The sequence below is a fragment of the Hymenobacter profundi genome (assembly GCF_019334315.1).
Lineage (GTDB): Bacteria > Bacteroidota > Bacteroidia > Cytophagales > Hymenobacteraceae > Hymenobacter > Hymenobacter profundi.
Genome location: NZ_JAHWGL010000043.1, coordinates 18,405 through 36,166, shown reverse-complemented (window position 1 = coordinate 36,166; position 17,762 = coordinate 18,405). Strand labels below are relative to the sequence as shown.

Below are 17,762 nucleotides of genomic sequence, written 5' to 3'. Positions count from 1 at the left end.
AGAGGTAGGAGAGGCAAGCGTCAGCACGAAGCTCGGGCAACGACAACCGGTCGGACGCCTACGGCGTCGGACCGGCAGACGACGGCAAGCAGCTACAAATCCTGCACACACCGAAAGCCCACGTGCATGAGGGCTGTTTCCGGGGTGCTGCCCGCCCTACCCGACACGCGGTAGCCGTGGCACCAGCCTGGCTCGCATAGGAAAGAACCGCCCCGCTGGGCGCGCTCGGTGGTAGGCGAGTTGGCCACGGCCACCGAGTCCATGATGTCGGCGTAGGTGAGCTTGTAGTTGGCGCACCACTCCCACACGTTGCCCGACATATCGGCCAGGCCCAGCGGCGACGTGCCGAACGAGCCTACCGGCGCGGCGTAGTGGAAGCCGTCGGTCTGGCGGTCAAAATCGGGGAAGGTGCCGTTCCAGGTGTTGGCCGTGAACCTGCCCTGCACTTGTAGGCTGTCGCCGGCGGGGTAGAGCGTGCGGGTGTTGCGGCCATTGCGGGCAGCGTGTTCCCACTCTATTTCATCAGGTAGGCGCTTGCCAGCCCACTTGGCGTACGCCTGCGCATCGTTCCACGATACTTGCGTGACGGGCTGGTCGGGCACGGCGGGGCCGGCTTCGGGGCCGTAGGGGTACTGCCAATTGGCCCCATCTTTCAGGCCCCATTGCTTGGTGGTTTCGTCCAGCACACCACCGTTGCCGAAGTGCTCGGCCTCTGTTTTGTAGCCGGTAGCCTGCACAAAAGCCCGAAACTGCCCTACCGTCACTTCGTGCTGATCTAGTAGAAATGGCTTTACCAGCACCCAAAACGCAGGCTTTTCCTGCGCCACGCCATCGGCGGAACCAACCTGAGTGTAGCCGCCGGGCACGTACACCATCCCGGCCGGCACGGCAGCGGGCAGAGCGTTGGTTGGAGCTGTTTTCTGTGCCGGCTCGTGAGCAAACACCGTGATGGTAGGCGAATACTTCCGTTGCTCAAGTGGGCCAGATTCACAGGCGCTTAGTGCCAGCAGTAGGCTACTGGCACACAGACTATTGAGCAGAAAATGACGCATCAGCATACATGACGAAAGATTGGACGGGGTAGTACAGCACGAGTAAATGTCAGCACAGACTGCTTTCGAAAGCAACCGGATTGCGGTTTGTTTACACCAATAGAACACAAATCTTTATAGGCATCATACTCAATATGCTAAAATGATTTAGCTTGTCGGCTGGTTCTTCTGGGTTAATGAGGTTCGCGGCATCCTTTTGCGGTGGGCTTCCGTGTCTCTTATCAGCAATAGCATGTTTCGTCTACCAGTCAAAAACACTGGGCGCTACGCCTACCACGCCGTTAGCAGTGCACTGGCCTTGGTGGTGCTGATGGGCTCAATGGCCTTCACCCTGGCGCCATCCAAATCGGCCAAACGCCCCAACATCATCCTCATCATGGCCGACGACCTGGGCTACTCCGATCTAGGTTGCTACGGTGGCGAAATCAACACGCCCAATCTGGACAAGCTCGCCAAGGATGGGCTTCGTTTCAATGCTTGCTACAACATGGGGCGGTGCTGCCCTACCCGCGCTTCCATGCTCACGGGCCTGTATCCGCACCAGGCGGGTATTGGCAAAATGACGTTTGCTGAGGGCAAAACTGGTTATCAGGGCACGCTGGATAAGCACACTGTAACCATTGCCGAGGCCTTGCGCGCGGCTGGCTACCAGACCGGTATGGTAGGCAAGTGGCATATTTCGGAAACGGTGGGGCGCAAAGACAACGCGGAGCAACTGAAGTGGCTGGCCCACCAAGCCGACTACGGCGCATTTTCTGACCCCAGTACCTACCCCACGGGCCGCGGCTTCGAGAAGTTCTACGGCACCATTTGGGGCGTGGTCGATTACTTCGACCCGTTCAGCTTGGTGTACGGCAACAAGCCGGTGAAAGCGGTACCCAAGGATTTTTACTACACCAATGCCATCGGCGATACGGCGGTGTCGTTTGTGCGGCAGTTTGGCAAGCAGGCTGATAAGCCGTTTTTCATGTACGTGGCCTATACGGCCCCGCACTGGCCCATTCAGGCCCTACCCGAGGATATCAAAAAGTACGAAAACACCTACAAAAATGGCTGGCAGGCGCTGCGGCAGAGCCGCTACAAGCGCATCATCGACCTGAAGCTGTTTGACCCAGCCACCACGCCGCTGCCGGACTTTATGTTTCCGAAAAAGGACTGGGCCACCAACCCTACTAAGGACTGGGACGCGCACGCCATGGCCGTGCACGCGGCCATGGTCGACCGCATGGACCAGAACATAGGCCACCTGATTGCGGAGTTGAAGCGCACCAAACAGCTCGATAACACTATCATCCTATTTTTATCCGACAACGGTGCCAGCTCAGAAGACCCCACCGAGTACGGCCCCGGCTTCGACCGGGCCGGCAGCACCCGCGAGGGCCAAACGGTGGCGTTTCCGACCAAGAAAGAAGTCCTACCTAATGGGCAACTGGTGCACGCTGGTATTGGCGCAGTGTGGGCGCACAGCATCAACACGCCGTTTCGCTACTACAAGGCCAAGCAGCACGAAGGTGGCATTGCCACTCCTTTGATTGTGCATTGGCCCCAGGGCGTGCAGCAGCCCGGCCGCTTGGTGCGCGAGCCGCTGCACGTGATTGATATGATGAGCACGTTCCTGGACCTGGCGCAGGCTTCTTACCCTAGCACCTTCGAGGGGCGCACCATCACACCTACCCCCGGCAAGAGCTTCGTGCCATTGTTGGCCTCGTCCAAGGCGCCAGCCCAGCGTATTCACCCGGAGTTGTTCTGGGAGCATTTCGGCGCGGCGGCGTTCCGGCAGCAAGATTGGAAGATTGTGCGCCTAGACGCCAACACGCCCTGGGAGCTGTACGACCTCAAAAACAACCGTTCCGAAACCAAGAACCTGGCCACCCAATACCCCGACCGCGTGACGGTTATGAGTCAGCGCTGGCAGCAGTTGGCCGAGGAATACAAAGTCTTTCCGAAGCCCACGGCTCAACAGTAGCCTCTCCAAGTACTGAAACTACTTCGGAAGCAACACAGACAGTAGCAAGCGGCTTCGGTCGGCTACTCCCCCACCCTACCTCCCTACCCTATGACCTTTCTCACCCGGTTTGTTTTTCCGTTGACCGTGGCGCTACTCCCTCTAAGTGGATACGCCCAAACGCCGCCAACACCTACCCCTACCGCTCCCAAATCAGCGGCTTTTCAGGCTAGTGCGTTTCAGATGATGCCTCTGGGTGCGGTGAAACCGGCGGGTTGGCTTCAGCGTCAGTTGCGCATTCAGGCCGATGGGTTGACAGGCCATTTGGACGAGTTTTGGTCCGATGTGGGGCCGAACAGTGCTTGGTTGGGTGGCTCGGGCGAGGGCTGGGAACGAGGCCCCTATTACCTCGACGGGCTGTTACCCCTGGCCTACCTCCTCGACGACCCTATCCTGAAAGCCAAAGCGCAGAAGTGGATTGACTGGACGTTGCAAAGTCAACGGCCCGATGGTGCCATCGGCCCCGCCAAGAATAAAGACTGGTGGCCGAATATGCTGGTGCTTAAAAGCCTGATGCAGTATCAGGAAGCCACTGGTGACAAGCGCGTGGTCCCCTTCATGGAGAAATACTTCGCCTACCAGAGCAGCCAACTGGCTGCTAATCCGCTACACGAGTGGGCCAAGTACCGCTGGGCCGAGGAGCTGCTGCCCATCCGGTGGGTGTACGAAAAGACCAAGAATCCGAAACTGCTGACGCTGGCCCGGCAGCTGGCCGGGCAGGGCTACAACTGGCAACAGATGTACGCGCAGTTTCCCTTCACCGAGCCAACGTCGGCGGAGAGCTTGGGCCTACCGAAAGGATTGACCGACAAATCCTTGCAGGCCCATGGCGTCAACAATGCTATGGCCCTGAAGATGCCCGCGCTTTGGGGCATGACCGGCGGCACCACTGCCGACCGCCAGAGCATCTACCAGCAAATCAAGATGCTAGACCAATACCACGGGCTGCCCAACGGTATGTATAGCGGCGACGAGCATTTCTCGGGCCGCAACCCCTCGCAGGGTATTGAGCTGTGCGCGGTGGTAGAGGCGCAGTACTCCTACGAGCAGCTGCTGGCCTTGCTCGGCGACCCTGCTTTTGGCGACCGGCTGGAGAAAATCACCTTCAACGCCCTACCCGCCACCTTCGACCCTACCATGTGGGCGCATCAGTACGACCAGCAGCCCAACCAAGTGCTGGTGAGCAAAGCCAAGCGGCAGTGGTCCACCAACGGCGACGACTCCAATGTGTATGGCCTGGAGCCGTGGTTCGGGTGTTGCACGGCCAATATGCACCAGGGCTGGCCTAAGTTTGCGGCCAATCTCTGGATGGCCTCGCCCGACGGTGGCCTGGTGGCCGCGGCCTACGCGCCCAGCGAGCTAACCACCCAGGTAGGCAAAACGGACATCACCATTCGCGAGGAAACCGACTACCCTTTCCGCGACAACATCCGGCTTGTGGTGGCGAAATCGGCCAAGAAAGTGGCTTTCCCGTTGCGCCTGCGCATCCCGGCCTGGGCCGATAAGGCGACGGTGACGGTGAATGGTAAAACCGTGGCCGATGCTCCGAAGGCTGGTACCTTCTACCAGCTAAAGCGCCGCTGGCAGCAGGGTGATGTGGTGGAGTTGCGCCTACCCATGGACGTGCGCGTGCAGCCGGGCTACAACCAGTCGGTATCGGTGGAGCGTGGGCCGCTGGTGTATGGGCTGAAGCTGGGCGAACAGTGGGACAAACTGCGCGACCGGCCCAACCAAGCTGACGACTACACCGTGCGGGCTACTACCCCTTGGAACTACGGCCTGTTGCTACCCTCAGCCGACCCCACCAATGCATTTCAGGTGAAGGAGTTGCCGACTACTGGCGTAGTCTTTTCGCCGGATAGCGCACCCGTTGAGTTGCGCGTGCAGGGCATGCGCCTACCCGAGTGGCAGATGGCACAGAACTCGGCTGGTCCGCCGCCGGCCAGTCCGGTAGCCCGGCCCGCCGAGTCCACTCCCGAAACGCTGACGCTTATTCCGTACGGCGCTACTAATCTACGCATTACGTCCTTTCCGGTGGTGCGGCCGTAGCTCAGCGTACACTACCATCGCATAGCTCGTCAAAAATCACTTGTTAGCATGAGTAGGGTCTACTGGCCGCTACAGCCATCAGGCCCAACTTAGCCGGGTATAGTTACGTTGGAGTAGACCTCTTTTGGTTTGTTCCGCATGTTATTACTACACCGCCTTACGTGGTTTCGGGTGGCCCTGGCCTGGGGCGTGTTCACGCTGTTCATGATTTTGCTCGTGTATGGGCAGGCCCTCACCAGTGGCTTGTCGGTGCACTGGCGCACGGCGGTGCTGGGGCCGCTGGTCTACGGCATCATTGGCACCCTGCTCACGCCGGTGGTCTTTGAGCTGGCTACGCGCTTCAATCTCACCGCAGGTCGGCGGCGCTGGCTGGCCTACCTGCTGGTGCACGCCGTAGCAAGTGTACTGATTACGGTGCTCTACCGAGCCGCCTACCTCGCGCTGCTCTACCTGATGGCGGTGCCGGGCGTGCGTCTTTCCTGGGCGGCCATTCTGGGCTCGGTCAACGTCTGGATTCCGATTTACTGGATGGTGCTGTTTGTGGCCTACGCCCTAGACTTTTACCACAAGTGGCAGCACCGCAGCCTGGAGGCCGCCCGCCTGGAAACTCAGCTGGTGCAGGCCCAATTGCACGCGCTGAAACAGCAGCTCAATCCGCATTTCCTCTTCAATACCCTCAACGCCCTTTCTACGCTGATTGAGGACGAGCCCCGCGCGGCCCAGCGCATGACCGCCAAGCTCGGCGAGTTTCTGCGCCTGGTGCTCGACCACACTGAAGCCCAGCAAGTGCCCCTGGCCGAGGAGCTGCATTTCGTGCAGCTCTACCTCGACATCGAGCAGGTGCGCTTCTCCGACCGCCTCACCTTCACGCACCACGTAGCGCCTGCCGCCCTACCCGCCCTGGTGCCGCACTTGCTGTTGCAGCCCCTAATTGAAAACGCCGTGCAGCATGGGCTGGCGGCGGTGGGCGGCGGCAGCATCCAGCTGCAAGCGCATCGGCAGGACAACCAGCTTGTTCTGGAAGTGCACAACAGCGGCAGCAGCCCCCATGCCTCTAGTGTGCGTGGGGTAGGCTTGGCCAATACTGAGCAGCGGCTGCGCACCTTGTACGGTAGCCGCTACGTACTTACCCTACGCTCGGGCGCAGAGCAGGGCACGGTGGTTCGCCTGGAGCTGCCCTTCCAGACAAATTAACCCTACCCTATTTCTGGTTTGCTGCTTCCTATGTCGTCGATTCGCACGTTGATTGTAGATGATGAACCGCTTGCTCGCCGACGCATCACCCAGCTCCTGACCCATGCTCCCGACTTCACGGTGCAGGGCCAGTGCAGCAACGGCGCCGAGGCCCTGGCTGCCCTATCTGGTGATGCGGAGGTAGACTTGGTATTTATGGACGTGCAAATGCCCGACTTCACGGGCTTGCAGGTACTTCAGCAACTTCAAGAGCAGCCGATGCCGCTGGTGGTCTTCGTGACGGCCTACGACCGCTACACCCTACAGGCTTTTGAAGCCCATGCACTCGACTACCTGCTCAAGCCCCTCGACCCCGACCGCTTTACCCGCTGCTTGGCCCACGTGCGCCAGCGCATGGCGCAGCACCAGGCCAAGCAGTTGCACCAGCAACTCACTTCCTTCCTGAGCACCCTACCCAGCCCCGCCGCTGCACCTACGTTTCCTACCCAGTTGCTGGTGAAGCAGCCGGGGCGGCTTTACTTTGTGCCCACGGCGCAGGTGCAATACCTGGAGGCCACCGGCAACTACGTAACTGTGCATGCTCAAGGGCAGCCCCACGTGTTGCGCTCTACTCTCAGCCAGCTAGAGCGCCAGCTCGACCCCAGCGTGTTTCTGCGCATTCACCGCTCGCTTATTGTGAACACCCAGCAGGTGAAAGAGCTGCGACCCTGGGCCCACGGCGAGTACCTACTCACGCTACAAGACGGCCAGCACCTCACCTCCTCGCGCAGCTACAACGACGCCATTCAGCAGTTTTTGAAGCAGTTTATTTCTTGAACTGCTTGTGAGTAGCTTGGCTAGCTGAACAGGCAAACCGGACCGACTACCCTTTTTACAGTACAGCTTGTCCCTGATAATAGCCAACTCGTCCCTGCCAGGAGGCGGGTACGCATCAGCAGGCGTATGAGGGGTGACTCGTTAGCCAGCGGTTTTGACCAAGCTAACGGGCTCCACCCCTCACCCTTATGATGAACTCCATGAACAATCATCTTTCCTCTCTGATCACTGCGCGGACCTGGTCCCGGCGCGTGGTTTCTGCGCTTTTCCTGGCTGGTGTACTGGCCGGCGCTACTTCCTGCAACGACGATTCTGACTCCGATAGCTCGGGCATCAAACCCGCCGGCCCGAAGCCCGAATGGGGTCCAACGATTCACCCGGAGATGCAAACCGTCATCGAAAAGCTCGACCAGCTTAGCAATGGGGTTGCGCTCACGTCGCTCACGCCGCAGCAAGCCCGCATGGCGCCTTCGGCTACCGATGCGGCCATGGCCGTGATGCGTGATTACAACATACCCGCTCCCGTGTCGCAGGTAGACACCACCGGGCAGCGCATTCCGGTATCGGGTGGCACGATTCGCGTACGCATCTACCGTCCCAAAAATATGACGGGTACCTTGCCAGCCATTGTATATTACCACGGCGGCGGCTGGGTTATTGCCAACCTGAACACCTATGATCCATCGGCGCGGGCCTTGTCGGAGCAGACGGGCGCCGTAGTGGTATCGGTGGCCTACCGTCAGGCGCCAGAGTTTAAGTTTCCTACCGCCCACAACGACTCGTTTGCAGCCTACCGCTGGGTACGTGACAACGCTACTACGCTCAACATCAACGCCCAGCGCATTGCGGTGGCCGGTGAAAGCGCCGGGGGCAACCTAGCCGGGGCGGTATGCCTAATGGCCCGCGACGCTTCGGTGCCGCTGCCCGTGCACCAACTGCTGGTGTACCCCATTGCCCGCTACGACATGAACACGCCGTCGTATACGCAGTACGCCAACGCCAAGCCCCTAAGCAAGCCGCTGATGCAGTGGTTCTACGACAAGTACCTGACGAGCTCTGCTGACGGCACCAACCCACTGATTTCACTGGTGAATGCTACCAACTTGGGCGGCCTACCCCCAGCTACGGTCATCAACGCTGAAATTGACCCGCTGCAAAGCGAAGGTCAAGAGTACGCCAGCAAGCTGAAAGCCGCCGGTGTGCCGGTAACAGCGAAGGTGTATGAAGGCGTAACGCACGAGTTCTTTGGCATGGCCACGGTAGTACCCGAAGCCCGCGAAGCGCAAGCCTTGGCTGCCTCAGAACTGAAGAAGAGTTTGCAGTAGCCTTCTGCTACTTTAATAGTAGCTTAAGCCTAGTTTCTTATCAAAGCCAAAACGGCACGGTGTCCACGGAACGCCGTGCCGTTTTGGCTTTGATACAGTGCTCTGTTAGCAGACGGTTAATCCTGTGTTATTCAAAGGCTGATGAAGACACTAAAAAGTAGTCGTTATGGGCTACTACCCTGTCGTTCACACGGTCGCGAAGCAGAGCTTCACGTTATTTGCTAAGTTAGACCCAATAAGGCACCGTACACGCCATCAACTACCCGCGCCATGCGGTGAAAATCCAGTGTATCGATGGTATCGGAGGTCTGGTGAGTAATTGCCGGTATTGGGATATAGTGCCGCCAGTGCTGGGAGCCGGGCACGTCGCTAAAGTACCCGATCATCTCGTAGCAGATCATGGCCCACACTACCACACCCGCTTCCTGCAACGACTTGGCGTGCACGGCGCTGCCCATGTTATCGGTGGCAAAGTAGGGCGGCTCTTCCAGGCAATACGCCACCAAGTCGAGGCGGTAGCATAGGGCGGGGCGCTGCTCGTGTAGCAGACGAGCCGTTTCCAGTAGGCCAGCCACGGCGCTGGCGTTGTCGTCGGCACCGGGCTGGTCGCCGCACACGTCGTAGTGCGCCCCTACTACAAGGCGCGGTGCATCGGGCGGCCCGTAGGAAGCAATGACGTTGCGATATTTCTGGCCATCGACGCGAAACACTTGGTCTTGCGGCTGGCCGCCAGCTTGGCGTATCGCCGCCTGAATGTAGTTGGGTGCTTGGTTGAGCGAGGCCAGGTTGCGGTAGTTGCGCGCCGGTTGCAGTTCGGTCAGGAACTGCACATCGGCGTAGAGTCGGGTGTGGTTGGCAGCCATAGGAAGAAGCGTGGGCGTAGTGGAGTATCAGTTACTATACGACTGGCAAGGCTTTGTCTGCCTGAAAACACTCTTTTCTCTGGGTAGCTGAACAACACCTGAGCGCCCAAATGCCTACTCCTATCCCAACAGCTCCTGAAGTAACTGATACCCCTGCGGCCACAGCCCCAACCCTGATTCGGAGTTTAGATGCCCTAGCGCACCTACATTCACAAACCGGCTACCCCAGGCCTCCGCAAACTGTTGGGCTCTAGCTAGGCTGACGTACTGATCATCGGTGCTGGCTACCACGATGCTGGGAAACGGTAGGCGCGCCAGTGGCATGGGCGCAAAGCCTACCACTTCGGGCGGGAAGTCGGGCCGGTCGACATCGGCGGGCGCTACGAGCAGAACGCCTTGCAGGTGGTGGCGAGTAGTAGCGGCCCAGTGCGCCACCGTAGCGCAGGCCAGGCTGTGCGCCACCAGCACCACTTGCGGGCCGGCAGCAGCTACGGCAGCTTCAAGCGTTTGCACCCAATCAGCGCAAACGGGGTGGTTCCAATCGTGCTGCTGCACGCGTTGGTATCCGTACTGCTGTTCCCACTGCGTTTGCCAGTGTATCGGGCCAGAGTTGCCTAGTCCAGGCGCGGTGAGAATGGTAGTAGGCATAAGGAAGTGGTTGTCCTGCGACTGTAAGCGCTTGCTGTGTAAGCTACGCCAGCGTGAAGCAAGGTAACTAGCGCAAGTTTAGCACAGTGTAGCTCGTGCCGACTATGCCGGGAGTTGTGCCTGCCTCACCAGAACGATGCTATGTGAACAGCACGGTTCTGCTATGCGGCAGATGAGGTGCAACCTCATCCTCGAAGCGAACCGAAGCACGAGTTACGTTACGCTAAACTCAGGCTAATTAAACAGGTATTTCGCTCATGTTAAGCTGAATTTAACATATACAAAAAAGCATATAACACCCGTTTTCTATACCTTACCCCTCTATCCAACTCCACTATACACAATGCCCCGTCTACCCCGCTTGCCGCTGCTGTGGCTGCTGCTATTCCTATGCGCCTGCACAAAAACCACCTCGCCTACTGCCCCCAACGGCGAAGAAATCGACCCTTACCAAAACCTGGTATTTGAGTTCGACCAAGCGGTAGTAGGGCCGGAGCAGCAAGACCGCTGGGATACCACGCAGGTAGTAACATTTGAGCCGGCCGTGCGGGGCAAGTTCAAGTGGACCAACGACCGGGAGCTGATCTTCTCGCCCCTCACGCCGTTCCGACCCAGCACTACCTTCCGGGCGACGCTGCGGCCCCAGGCCCTACCCGCCGACAAGCGCGACGTGGAACTGCCGGAAAACCGCCGCGTATTTCACACGCCCTATCTCCAGCCAGGCACGGTGCAGGCGTATTGGGGCCGCTCGCGCCGGGCGGCAGGTACCGCTGAGTTGCGCCTCGATGTGCCCTTCAACTATGCCGTGCGCCCCGCCGATGTGCGGCCGCTGTTGCGCCTCACGCAGGACGGGCAGCCGGTGGCCTTCGAGGTGCTGACCACCGAGCCCAACCAGACCATCCAGCTTGGCCTGACGCAGGACGTACGGCCCGGCTCCCCGCTCACGGTAGCACTGGCGGCCGGGCTGCGCGCCGCCGGCAGCGACCAACCCACTACACAGGATTTCACCCTACCCGTAGATGTGCCCGACCCACAGGCCTTGGCCGTGAGCAGCGTGTCGGGCTACTTGCAGGGCGCCGACCCGGTTGTAACGGTGCGCACCAACCAGCCCGTAGCCGAGGGCGACCTGACAGGCGTGCTGGCCGTGTCGCCACAGGTGCCGTTTGCAGTGGAGACGCAGGAGGGCGGCTTCACGTTGAAGGGCGGGTTTGAGGTAGGCAAGAGCTACCAGGTGCGCATCGGCAGCGGCTTGCGCGGCACGCTGGGCGGGCAGCTGGACGAGGACGTGACGCAAACCATAAGCTTCGGCAACGAGCGGCCGACCATCAGCTTTGCCAGCGGCGACAAGGCCATGTACCTCGATGCGCTGGGCGCCCGCAACCTGGGCGTGCGCATCAACGAGGTAGCGCAGGTGAAGGTGACCATTGCGAAAGTCTACGCCAACAACATACAGCAGCTGTTGCGTAGCGGCTCGCAATACGGCTACCCCGAGTACGACCCCGATTCTGAAGAAGACAACACGGACGACAACGGCGAGTACATTGACCGTTCGTTTCAGTACTACGACGTCGAGAATGTGGGCAACGTGCTGTCGGAGCGCACCTATACGGTGGCGGGGCTGCCTAAGCAGCAGGGCTTGCGCCTACTCAACCTCAGCCTGAAAGAGCTGGAGTTTACCGATGGGTTGAAAGGCCTATACATCATCAAGATACAAGACACCGAGCGGCAGTGGCTGCAAGTGAGCAAGCTAGTGGCTGTAACGGACATCGGCCTGATTGTGAAGCAGGGCGCGGCGGGTAGCACGCTGGTATTTGCCAACTCCATCCGCGACGCGAAACCGCTGTCGGGCGTGTCGGTGCGCTTCGTGAGTAACAACAACCAAGTGATGGGCACCGGCACCACGAACTCTGATGGGGTAGCGAAATTCGACAGCACGGCTGCTACCAGTCGGTTCCGGCTGGGCATGGTGATGGCGCAGCGCCAGGCCGATTTCACGTTTTTAGACCTGAGCCGGAGCCGCGTGGAAACGTCGCGGTTTGAGGTAGGGGGCTTGCAGAGCAACGCGGCCCGCTACCAGGCCTTCCTGTACGGCGACCGGGACCTGTATCGCCCCGGCGACACTATCCGCACGAATACCATCATTCGGACCGAAACCTGGCAGGCGCCACCCAAAAACCTACCCGTCAAGATTCGCCTGCTCCTACCCACCGGCAAGGAATACGCGAGTTTGCGCCAGCAGCTGTCGGCAGCGGGGGCGTTTGAGGCGCGGTTTATCCTGCCGCCCAGCATCATGACGGGCCTCTACACGCTGGAAGTCCTCACCGGCAACGACGTGCTGCTGACCTCGCGCCAACTGAGCGTGGAAGAATTTATTCCGGACAGACTGAAGGTGACGGTGAAAGCCTCGCGGGCCGTGGTGAAGCCGGGCCAGCCGGTTTCGGCCCTCATCATGGCGCAAAACCTGTTCGGTCCGCCCGCCGCCGACCGCAAGTTTGAGGTGGAGTTTTCGCTGAAAGAAAAGCCCTTCACCCCGAAAAACTACCCCGATTATACTTTCGCCATCAACAGCGGCGAGAAGCGGCGCGGCAATTACGGCTACCAAGAGCAAACGCCGATTTCGGCCCGCTTCGAGAAGACGGTGCGTGAAGGCACTACCGACGACGCCGGCCGCAGCACCGCCACCTACCAGGTGCCCGACTACACCGACCTGGGTACGCTGGAAGGCGCAGCCTTCACCACAGTGTTCGACGAAACCGGCCGCCCCGTGAACCGCCTGGCTACTTTCGAAGTGCAGACTCAGCCTGTCCTTTTTGGTATTCGGGCACTGCCGGAGTTGGTGAGCACCCGCGAGAAGGTGCCGGTGCAGGTGGTGGCCCTCACGCCCGCCGGCCAGCCCACCAGCGCCCCGGCGCGGGTGCAGGTGGTGCGCCTACTCTGGGAAACCGTGATTGAGCGCCAGGGCGGCCGCTACATCTATAACTCGCAGAAGCGCGAGCAAGTGGTATCTAGTCAGCATGTTACCGTAGGCGCGAGTGGTGGCGCGGCGGTGCAGTTTGCGCCTACCTACTCCGGCGAGTACGAAATCAGGGTAGCGCGGCCGGGCGCGGCTACCTACGTGGCCCAGCAGGTGTACGCCTACGGCTACGGCGACACCCAGGCCAACAGCTTCGAGGTGAACAACGAAGGCGAGGTGACCATCGAGCCCGACAAAGCCAAATACGAACCCGGCGAAACGGCCCACCTGCTGCTGAAAACGCCTTTCCCTGGTCGCGTGCTCGTGACGGTAGAACGGGACCGGGTGCTGAACAGCTTCTACGTGACCACCGACGAGAAATCGGCGAAGGTAGACGTGCCGATTCGCGCCGGACACGTGCCCAACGTGTACGTGACGGCCACGGCCATTCGTGAGATTCGCGACAACCGCCTACCCCTCACGGTGGCCCGTGGCTTCGTGCCGCTGATGGTGGAGAAGCCCGATTCGAAGCTGGCCGTCAGCATCAAAGCGCCCGCGCAGAGCCGCTCCCAGACCTTCCAGACCATTGAGGTGAGCACCGCGCCCCGCGCCCAGGTGACGCTGGCCGTGGTGGACGAGGGCATTTTGCAGATGAAGGACTACCGCACGCCCGACCCGCACGGCTACTTCTACCAGAAGCGCGCTCTGGAAGTGCAGGCCTACGACGTGTACCCCTTCCTGCTCCCCGAACTCGGCACCAGCAGCAGCGGCGGCGACGCCGCCGACCTCTCCCGCCGCACCACGCCCGTACCCTCGCGCCGCGTGAAGCTCCTGGCCAACTGGAGCGGCGTGCTCACGGCCGATGCTAACGGCAAAGTGCGCTACCGCGTGCGGATTCCGCAGTTTTCGGGGGCCGTGCGCGTCATGGCCGTGGCCTACAAAGACGACGCGTTCGGCGCGGCCGAGCACACCATGCGCGTCGCCGATCCGGTGGTCATCAGCACCGCCCTACCCCGCTTCCTCAGCCCCGGCGACACGATTGACGTGCCGGTGACGCTGACGAATACGACGGGGGAAAATATTACTGGTTCGGCAGGACTTTTATTAGGTAACAAACGCGAAACAAAGAAAATACTGCCATTAAAAATAGTATACACTAAGGAGGACTTAGCAGCACAGGACCTAGTGGGTTTTAGAGCAAACAGTCGGAAGATTAGTATTCCAGCAAACACTGAACGCAGGGTTATTTTCAGAATCAGAGCTGAAGCAATAGGCAACGATAGCATCATTGCTTACATGAGGCCCAATAATATTTCAACAAATGGCAACGGCTTCCGCGAAACCATCGAACTTCCCGTTCGCCCGACGTCGCCGTTACAGAAGCGTACTGGCTCCGGCGAGGTAGCGGGCGGCACGACGCAGCCGCTGAAGCTGCAAACGGATTTCATCCCCTCATCGCTGCGGAGCCAGTTGGTGGTGAGCCGCTCGCCAATGACGGTGTTTGCCAAGGACTTGCGCTACCTATTACAGTACCCGTACGGCTGTTTGGAGCAAACCGTGTCGGCTGCTTTCCCGCAACTGTACTATGGTGATTTGGCGGCCACGCTGGGGCAGCAAACCGGCAAGGCAGCGAAGGCGAGTCCGTATAATCCTAACTACCACGTGCAGGAGGCCATCCGCAAGGTAGAGGCGCAGCAGATGTACAACGGCAGCCTCAGCTACTGGCCCGGCGGCGACTACGACAACTGGTGGGCCACAGCCTACGCCGCCCACTTCCTGCTCGAAGCCCAGCAGGCTGGCTTCACGGTCAACAAAACCGTGCTCGACCGGGTGTTTCGCTACCTGCAAGCGCGGGTGCGCCGCCGCGAAACGGACACCTACAACATCATCCAAACGGGCGGCGCCATCCAGCCCGTGACGCGGGCCAAGCGCGAAACCGCCTACTCCCTCTACGTGCTGGCCCTGGCCGGTCAGCCTGACGCGGTGGCGCTGAACTACTACAAGGCCAACCGCGCCCTACTCACCGAGGATGCACGCTGGGTGCTGGCCTGCACCTTTGCCGTGGCCGGCAACCAGCGCAGCTTCCAGCAGCTCCTGCCCACCCGCTTCGCCCCCAAAACCACCGATGGCCGCGAGCTGGCCGGCTCGTTCTCCTCCCCCATCCGCGACGAGGCACTGGTGCTCAACGCCCTGCTCGCCGCCGACGCCGACCACCCGCAAGTGGCTCTGCTGGCCCGGCAGCTGAGCCGGCAGGTGCAGCAGGCAAGTTGGCTAAACACCCAGGAACGGGCGTTTTCCCTGCTCGCCCTAGGCAAGCTGGCCCGCCGCAACGCCGCCAGCACCGTCACGGCCGCGCTGCTGGCCGATGGCAAGATGGTAGGGCAGTTTTCGAGCAAGGATGTGTCGGTTACGAACGTGGCCAACCGCCCGCTGATGCTGCGCACGCAGGGCAGCGGCAAGCTCTACTATTTCTGGGAGATGGAGGGCATTTCGCCCTCCGGCCGCGTGCCCGAGGAAGACCAGTACCTGCGCATCCACCGCGAGTTCCTGGACCGCAACGGGCAGTTTTTCGCTACTACCTCCTTCAAGCAAAACGACCTAGTAGTAGTCCGCCTCACCCTGCAAGCCGCCGAATCGGCCGGCACCGTCGAAAACGTGGCCGTGACGGATCTGCTGCCCGCCGGCCTGGAAATTGAAAACCCGCGCATCGGCGCCGTACGCGACTTGGCCTGGGCCACCGACGCCGCCCAACCCGACTACCTCGACGTGCGCGACGACCGCCTGAACCTGTTCACCACCGCTACCCCGCGGCCCAAGGTATTCTACTACCTGGCACGGGCTGTGAGCAAGGGCACGTTTAAGCTAGGTCCGGTGAGTGCCGATGCCATGTACAACGCGGCCTACCACTCATACTCGGGCGCGGGCGTGGTGCGGGTGCGGTAGAGCAAACTAACTTACCTTTGTGAGTAGATATGAATTACTTAGTTTATGTTGCCCAAGGTGCCGCAGTATACCGTGGAGAGGCTCTGTATAGCTTACTTTCCTATTTCGAAGTCGCGCCCCCTCTTCTAGCCAATGTACTGATTTATACGGATGCCCCAGATGCTTTCCGAAGAGTATTGGGTAGCCGTCCAGATGTCCACTATCCTGCAGTTTCTACTGCCGACTGGAAGGCGTGGCGTGGGAATTTCGACATGCCTTATATGTTGAAGATTAATGTATTAGAGCACGCCGCCACTTATTATCCTGGCAACTTGCTATTTCTGGACACGGACACCATCTGGCAGCGTGACCCTACTCCTATTTTCGAGCAAATTGAACAAGGTGTACGCTTCATGCACGAGGATGAGGGAACACTTAAAGACGGCAGCCCGCTGAGCCGCAAAATTTACCGACGCTTAGGCGGGCGAGAGTTTCAGGCAGGCGCCACACAAGTGCGCATCAGCCCAGAATCTAAGATGTACAACTCTGGGGCCGTAGGATTACGTAGCCAAGATGCTCATGTACTGCGTGATGTAGTGCAGCTAGCTGATACGCTGTACGCTACCTATTGCAAGCCTGTAATGGAGCAGCTAGCCTGCTGCACACGTTTTGCACTGGACGGACCGGTGCAGGAAGTTGCGCCGTATGCAATACATTATTGGAATGTAAAAGTAGCCCGACCTTTACTCGTTAAGCTATTTGATGAATATCAGGGCGGCTCACACGCAGATTTATTAGCCCGCGCCCACGGCATCGATTTACCCGGCCTACAAAAAACCGAAATGGCTTACCGTACCTTACCCAATTGGCGCCGGACTTTACTGAAGCTGGTAGGTCGTCAGTACAAAGAGCCTCGTATTCAACTCTAAGCTGCTGCCTACCCGTGCAATTGCTTACCCTGCGGTATGCCAATCATATCCATGTGGGGCCATTTCAGCATATCCTCCCGCTTCGTAATAGCAATGCGGTCGTGCCCTTGCAGATCGCCAATACGGTGGAGAGAGTAGCCCAGGCCTGTCACGGTGTCAAATAAGTCGAAACGCTCGGCTTCGTTGAGACGTTTGTAACATTCCGTAATCAGAAAAGGCTGCCAGCGCGTAAGAATCTCGCGGATGGACTTGATGATTTCTTTGTCGTAGCCTTCCGCATCTACTTTCACAAGAGCCAATTTGGATAACAAGGCTTCGTGATTCGCATGCAGGAAATCGGGCAGATTTCTACCTGTCACTTGAAGTGTATAGGCATGCTTGTGGTTCTGATTTTCAATTTCAGAAAGGAAACCACCATTGCAAAAAGAAGCATCCGAGTAGTTAAATTCGAAAGTGCCGTTCTGCTCGGTTACGGCGAAGTTGAGCGGTTTAATGTTCGTTTGAGTCGGGTTCAAGCTGGCGTTCTTTTCCAGAATCTTGTACACATATTTGTTTGGCTCAATAGCCAATACGCAGCCAGCTTTACCAACTGCAAGCCCCATTGGGACTGACGTATCGCCGGTGTGCGCACCAATGTCGATGGCTAAGTCACCTTCTCGTAGAAACAGCTTATAAAAGTTCACACTTTCTGCATCCATGACCTTCTCCCCCTCGAAAGGATGCTGCCATTGGGCATATTCTACTTCTCCAATAGTAGGAATATTGAAACGCTTGACTTCGTAGCCGTACTCTTGAAAGGTACGTTTTTGCTGATAGCGGGCAAGTTTCTCTTTAAAGTAGCTCAGCATAGTTTTAAATGAGGAAAGTGTACTAGAGTAACGGACAAAAATCGAATTCAAAGCTAGACATTTTCGGAAACAGCTAGCCGTAAATGATTCACCTATCGCTACACCCCTTCAAATACCTCCGCCCACTCCAACGTAAGGCCGGGCAGGGTGCGCGTCGG

General features: G+C 59.2%; 10 protein-coding genes and 1 pseudogene. 7 read left to right on the top strand and 4 right to left on the bottom strand.

Going from position 1 to position 17,762, the window contains the following annotated elements; genetic code table 11:
- Positions 1 to 92: 92 nt before the first annotated feature.
- A complete protein-coding gene (locus tag KYK14_RS11590; RefSeq protein WP_246601807.1) occupies positions 93 to 1,052 on the bottom strand; it encodes a formylglycine-generating enzyme family protein in 960 nt (319 codons plus the stop codon).
- A gap of 232 nt (positions 1,053 to 1,284) precedes the next feature.
- On the opposite strand from KYK14_RS11590, the gene KYK14_RS11585 reads away from it, so the two are divergent.
- From KYK14_RS11585 to KYK14_RS11565, 5 genes are all read left to right on the top strand, one after another.
- Positions 1,285 to 3,018 (top strand): arylsulfatase, encoded by a 1,734-nt coding sequence (locus KYK14_RS11585; protein ID WP_219158980.1) that lies wholly within the window; start codon positions 1,285 to 1,287, stop codon positions 3,016 to 3,018.
- A gap of 90 nt (positions 3,019 to 3,108) precedes the next feature.
- Entirely contained in the window at positions 3,109 to 5,106 is a 1,998-nt protein-coding gene (locus KYK14_RS11580; RefSeq protein ID WP_219158978.1) for a beta-L-arabinofuranosidase domain-containing protein, read from the top strand.
- Between the two features lie 138 nt (positions 5,107 to 5,244).
- The gene (locus KYK14_RS11575; RefSeq protein WP_219158976.1) at positions 5,245 to 6,300 is read left to right on the top strand and encodes a sensor histidine kinase; all 1,056 of its coding nucleotides are present in this window, start codon (positions 5,245 to 5,247) and stop codon (positions 6,298 to 6,300) included.
- Between the two features lie 30 nt (positions 6,301 to 6,330).
- Positions 6,331 to 7,116, top strand: a complete 786-nt coding sequence (locus KYK14_RS11570; protein ID WP_219158974.1) for a LytR/AlgR family response regulator transcription factor — start codon at positions 6,331 to 6,333, stop codon at positions 7,114 to 7,116.
- 251 nt (positions 7,117 to 7,367) lie between these two features.
- The gene (locus tag KYK14_RS11565) at positions 7,368 to 8,441 is read left to right on the top strand and encodes an alpha/beta hydrolase (protein WP_343217091.1); all 1,074 of its coding nucleotides are present in this window, start codon (positions 7,368 to 7,370) and stop codon (positions 8,439 to 8,441) included.
- A gap of 221 nt (positions 8,442 to 8,662) precedes the next feature.
- Here the strand turns inward: KYK14_RS11565 and KYK14_RS11560 are convergent, their stop codons facing one another.
- Positions 8,663 to 9,304, bottom strand: coding sequence for a M28 family peptidase (locus tag KYK14_RS11560; protein ID WP_219158972.1), 642 nt, complete (start codon positions 9,302 to 9,304; stop codon positions 8,663 to 8,665).
- Positions 9,305 to 9,424: 120 nt separating this feature from the next.
- Positions 9,425 to 9,970, bottom strand: a pseudogene (locus KYK14_RS11555) (RBBP9/YdeN family alpha/beta hydrolase); the annotation flags it as partial.
- A gap of 325 nt (positions 9,971 to 10,295) precedes the next feature.
- Between KYK14_RS11555 and KYK14_RS11550 the strand changes: the two are divergent.
- Both KYK14_RS11550 and KYK14_RS11545 read left to right on the top strand, forming a co-directional pair.
- Positions 10,296 to 15,848 (top strand): alpha-2-macroglobulin family protein, encoded by a 5,553-nt coding sequence (locus KYK14_RS11550; RefSeq protein ID WP_219158970.1) that lies wholly within the window; start codon positions 10,296 to 10,298, stop codon positions 15,846 to 15,848.
- A 29-nt stretch (positions 15,849 to 15,877) separates the two neighbouring features.
- Entirely contained in the window at positions 15,878 to 16,756 is an 879-nt protein-coding gene (locus tag KYK14_RS11545; RefSeq protein WP_219158968.1) for a hypothetical protein, read from the top strand.
- 8 nt (positions 16,757 to 16,764) lie between these two features.
- Here KYK14_RS11545 and KYK14_RS11540 read toward each other — a convergent pair whose 3' ends face one another.
- The gene (locus tag KYK14_RS11540; RefSeq protein WP_219158967.1) at positions 16,765 to 17,604 is read right to left on the bottom strand and encodes an FkbM family methyltransferase; all 840 of its coding nucleotides are present in this window, start codon (positions 17,602 to 17,604) and stop codon (positions 16,765 to 16,767) included.
- Positions 17,605 to 17,762: the final 158 nt, after the last annotated feature.